Below are 3,730 nucleotides of genomic sequence, written 5' to 3' on the forward strand. Positions count from 1 at the left end.
ACGGTCCACGATCCCCTCAAGATGCGCTTCTAATCAACCTTGACTAGACGTTTCCTCCTCGCGTACTCTGGCCAGGTAGTCAAACTTGACTAGCTCAACCAATCCGTTCGCAACACCGAGAGAAGGACTCGAACCCATGGGAAAGCTCGCGATCGAGACGAGAGGGTTGAAGAAGAGCTTCGGCAAGACCCACGCGGTCGCCGGTGTGGACCTGGCCGTGAACGCCGGTGGCGTGTACGGCGTGCTCGGTCCGAACGGGGCGGGCAAGACCACCACGATCCGCATGCTGGCCACGCTCCTGCGCCCCGACGCCGGAGAGGCGCAAGTGCTCGGCTACGACGTCGTGCGTGACGCCCAGGCGGTGCGAAGCATGGTGGGCCTCACCGGGCAGTTCGCGTCGGTCGATGAGGACCTCACCGGGGTGGAGAACCTGTTGCTGCTCGCCAGGCTGCTCGGCTACTCACGCCGCCGAGGCAGGGAGCGGGCGGCCGACCTGCTCGACGCGTTCGGTCTTGCCGAGGCGGCTGACCGGCAGGTGAAGAAGTACTCCGGCGGGATGCGCCGGCGCATCGACATCGCGGCGAGCCTGGTCGTCACCCCCGAACTGATCTTCCTCGACGAGCCCACGACCGGGCTCGACCCGCGCAGCAGGAACCAGGTCTGGGAGATCGTCAGGGGCATGGTCGCCGAGGGCGCCACCGTGTTGCTGACCACGCAGTACCTCGACGAGGCCGACCAGCTGGCCGACCGGATAGCGGTGATCGACCGCGGGAAGGTGGTCGCCGAGGGCTCCAGCGGCCAGCTCAAGGCATCGGTCGGCGCCGGCTCGCTGCACGTACGGCTACGTGCGCCCGAGCAGCGGGCCGAGGCCGAGCGGGTCCTCGCCGCCGCTCTCGAGGTGCAGGTCGAGCCGTCCGCCGACCCGGTCGCGCTGTCCGCGCGGATCTCCGACCCCGAGCGGGTCGCCCGTTCCCTGGCCGAGCTGTCCCGCGGCGGCATCGACGTCACCGAGTTCGCGCTCGGTCAGCCGAGCCTGGACGAGGTGTTTCTCGCCCTGACCGGACACGCCGCCGAGGAGACACCCGCGGAGGATGCCGCATGAATGCCATGTCCGCGGAGCAGGCGTCGGCGCCGGTCACCGAGGACGCGCTGCGCAGTGTGCTGGCCGGCGAGCGGCCGTCTCGCCCCGGTCCGGTGAGCACCTCGTTGACATTCGGCTGGCGCGCTTTGCTGAAGATCAAACACGTGCCCGAGCAGCTCGTCGACGTGACCATGTTCCCGATCATGTTCACGCTGATGTTCACCTACCTGTTCGGTGGCGCGCTCGCCGGGTCGACTCAGGAGTACCTGCAGTTCCTGCTGCCCGGCATCCTGGTGCAGGCGAACGTCATGATCACCATGAACACCGGCATTACGCTGAACACCGACATCCAGAAAGGCGTTTTCGACAGGTTCAGGTCGCTTCCGGTGTGGCGACCGTCGCCGCTGGTCGGCGCCCTGCTCGGCGATGTGGTGCGCTACTCGATCGGGTCGGCGATCGTCATCATGCTCGGCCTGGTCCTAGGGTTCCGGCCGGAGGGTGGCGCCGTCGGCGTGGTGCTCTCGGTCGCGCTGCTGCTGGTGTTCTCGTTCTGCCTGTCGTGGCTGTGGACGATGCTCAGCCTGATCCTGCGCACGCCGAACTCGGTGGCGGGAGTCAGCATGATGGTGATGTTCCCACTGACGTTCGTGAGCAACATCTTCGTGGACCCGAAGACGATGCCCGGATGGCTTCAGGCGGTCATCGAGGTCAACCCGATCACCCACCTGGCGACCGTGGTACGCGGCCTGATGCACGGCTCGGTGCCCGCCGGGGAAATCGGCTGGGTGCTCGTCTCGTCAGTACTTCTCGTCGCGGTCTTCGGTCCCATCACCATGGTCCTCTACCGCAACAAGAAATAGATCCCGCTACCGCGAGCACTTGGTCGAAATCAACTCCGACAACCCGGCCCACTCGGCTAACGCCATCACCGGTACCAAGCCCGGACACGACAAGGAGAGACGCATGAGCACCATCCCCAAGAACAACTCGGAAACCGTTGCGCACATGCCCGGGCGGGCGAGCAGCATCGGCGTCTGGATTCTGCAAGTCGTCCTGGCGGCGATAATCGCCGGCGGCGGAATCTCGAAGCTCGCCGGCGACCCGGTCATGGTGGACATGTTCGCCGACATCGGGGCTGGCCAGTGGCTCCGGTACCTGGTCGGAGCGCTGGAGGTCGCGGGAGGGGTTGGACTTCTGATCCCGGCTCTGGCGGGCCTGGCCAGTCTCGGGTTGGCGGCATTGCTGACCGGTGCTGTCATCACCGATCAGTTCGTGCTCGAGCAGAGCCCTTGGCTGCCGCTCGCCTGTCTCGTCGTGGCGGCCGTGATCGCAAGGGCGCGGTGGTCGCGCACCGAGGCCGTCGTCGGCACGCTGCTCAGGCGCTGAGACAAACCTCTCGAACGGAGATGTGAGATGAACGAGATGGCCTTTCGCGTGACATCAAACGATGGCACCACCATCGCCTACGACCGGAAGGGAAGCGGCCCGGCTGTCGTCCTGGTAGGCGGCGGACTGGACGACGGAGCCGAGAACGCTCCCTTGGTACCTGCTCTCGCCGAGCACTTCACGGTCTACAACTATGCCCGTCGGGGACGCGGCGCGAGCGGCTTCACCGAGCCCTACGCCGTGGAAAGGGAGATCGAGGACCTGGATGCGTTGATCGCGGAGGCGGGCGGCTCGGCACACCTGTTCGGGGCGTCCTCAGGTGGCGCGCTGGCGCTGGAAGCCGCCGCGGCAGGGTCAGCCATCGACACGATCGCCGTGTGGGAGGTGCCCTACGCGGTCGGAGACGACATCCGCCCGCGATTCGAGGAGTACATCGCGGACACCCGACGCGCCTTCGACGCCGGGCGAGACGAGGAGGTTCTCGAACTGTTCATGCGCATGACCGGCGCCTCCGACGACAACATCGCGGCCAGGAAAGCGGCAGGCAAGCAGACGGCGCATTGGGCGCATTCGGTCGCCCTCGCGCCCACGCTGGTCCACGACAGCGTCTTCCTCAACCGCTACCAATTGCCGGCCGGTCGACTGGCAACGGTCACCCAACCGGTCCTGGTCACCACCGGAGGACCGATCACGGCCCCCTACATGGCAGGCCTGCCCTCGGACTTCTTCGACCGCGCAGCCGACGAGCTTGCAGACCTATTACCCCACGCTCAACGGGAGACCCTCGAGGGGCCGGATCACGTCGTCGACCCACAGACCGTCGGCCCGCTGTTGCTACGGTTCTTCAGCAGCGAACGCTGAGGGGCCCGCGAGGTGTTGCGGGAAGACCGATTAGGCACCGCGCAAGCAGATCTTCGTCGCGCCAGGGACACGGGGCGGACAGGTGGTGTCGAGGTTGATGTCGTCGGCGGCATCACAGGCCTGATCCTGGGCGTGCTCGTCACCAACGTCTTCGTCACCACGCAAGGCCGGGCCGTCGTACTGACCTGGGCGTCAGTGGGACTCGACCTGGCCTACTCGCTGCTCATCGGCTCCGTCGTCGGCCGTACCCCGCACTCTGAACCGTCCTGGTCCTCCTGGAGGGTGTCGATCTAGCAAGGGAGACTGGCACCCATGGCAGCGCCGAAGAAGTACGACGTGGAGTTCCGGGACCGGGCGGTGCGGATGTACCGCGATCGGCTGGCGGAGGGGAATGACTCGAAG

At 66.5% G+C, this 3,730-nt stretch carries 5 protein-coding genes; all 5 read left to right on the forward strand.

Annotated elements, in window-relative coordinates; all coding sequences use genetic code 11:
- Nucleotides 1-136 precede the first annotated feature (136 nt).
- The 5 genes from E1212_RS28925 (at nucleotide 137) to E1212_RS29775 (ending at nucleotide 3,622) form a co-directional block, all read left to right on the forward strand.
- Entirely contained in the window at nucleotides 137-1,102 is a 966-nt protein-coding gene (locus E1212_RS28925; RefSeq protein ID WP_131988981.1) for an ATP-binding cassette domain-containing protein, read from the forward strand.
- Nucleotides 1,099-1,941: an ABC transporter permease gene (locus E1212_RS28930; protein ID WP_131988983.1), complete on the forward strand. Its 843-nt coding sequence runs from the start codon at nucleotides 1,099-1,101 to the stop codon at nucleotides 1,939-1,941. The genes E1212_RS28925 and E1212_RS28930 overlap by 4 nt, the downstream gene beginning before the upstream one ends.
- A gap of 103 nt (nucleotides 1,942-2,044) precedes the next feature.
- Nucleotides 2,045-2,467 carry a DoxX family protein gene (locus tag E1212_RS28935; RefSeq protein WP_131988985.1) on the forward strand — a complete coding sequence of 141 codons (423 nt, stop codon included), beginning with the start codon at nucleotides 2,045-2,047 and terminating at the stop codon, nucleotides 2,465-2,467.
- Nucleotides 2,468-2,494: 27 nt separating this feature from the next.
- Nucleotides 2,495-3,328, forward strand: a complete 834-nt coding sequence (locus E1212_RS28940; RefSeq protein WP_131988987.1) for an alpha/beta fold hydrolase — start codon at nucleotides 2,495-2,497, stop codon at nucleotides 3,326-3,328.
- 12 nt (nucleotides 3,329-3,340) lie between these two features.
- The gene (locus E1212_RS29775; protein WP_162605679.1) at nucleotides 3,341-3,622 is read left to right on the forward strand and encodes a hypothetical protein; all 282 of its coding nucleotides are present in this window, start codon (nucleotides 3,341-3,343) and stop codon (nucleotides 3,620-3,622) included.
- Nucleotides 3,623-3,730: the final 108 nt, after the last annotated feature.

The sequence above is a fragment of the Jiangella ureilytica genome (genome assembly GCF_004348545.1).
In the GTDB taxonomy this organism is placed as follows: domain Bacteria; phylum Actinomycetota; class Actinomycetes; order Jiangellales; family Jiangellaceae; genus Jiangella; species Jiangella ureilytica.

Excerpts from the sequence above, each read along its gene's own strand:
- E1212_RS28940 (WP_131988987.1), top strand. The coding sequence starts at position 2,495 with ATGAACGAGATGGCCTTTCGCGTGACATCAAACGATGGCACCACCATC.
- E1212_RS28925 (WP_131988981.1), top strand. The coding sequence starts at position 137 with ATGGGAAAGCTCGCGATCGAGACGAGAGGGTTGAAGAAGAGCTTCGGC.
- E1212_RS28930 (WP_131988983.1), top strand. The coding sequence starts at position 1,099 with ATGAATGCCATGTCCGCGGAGCAGGCGTCGGCGCCGGTCACCGAGGAC.
- E1212_RS28935 (WP_131988985.1), top strand. The coding sequence starts at position 2,045 with ATGAGCACCATCCCCAAGAACAACTCGGAAACCGTTGCGCACATGCCC.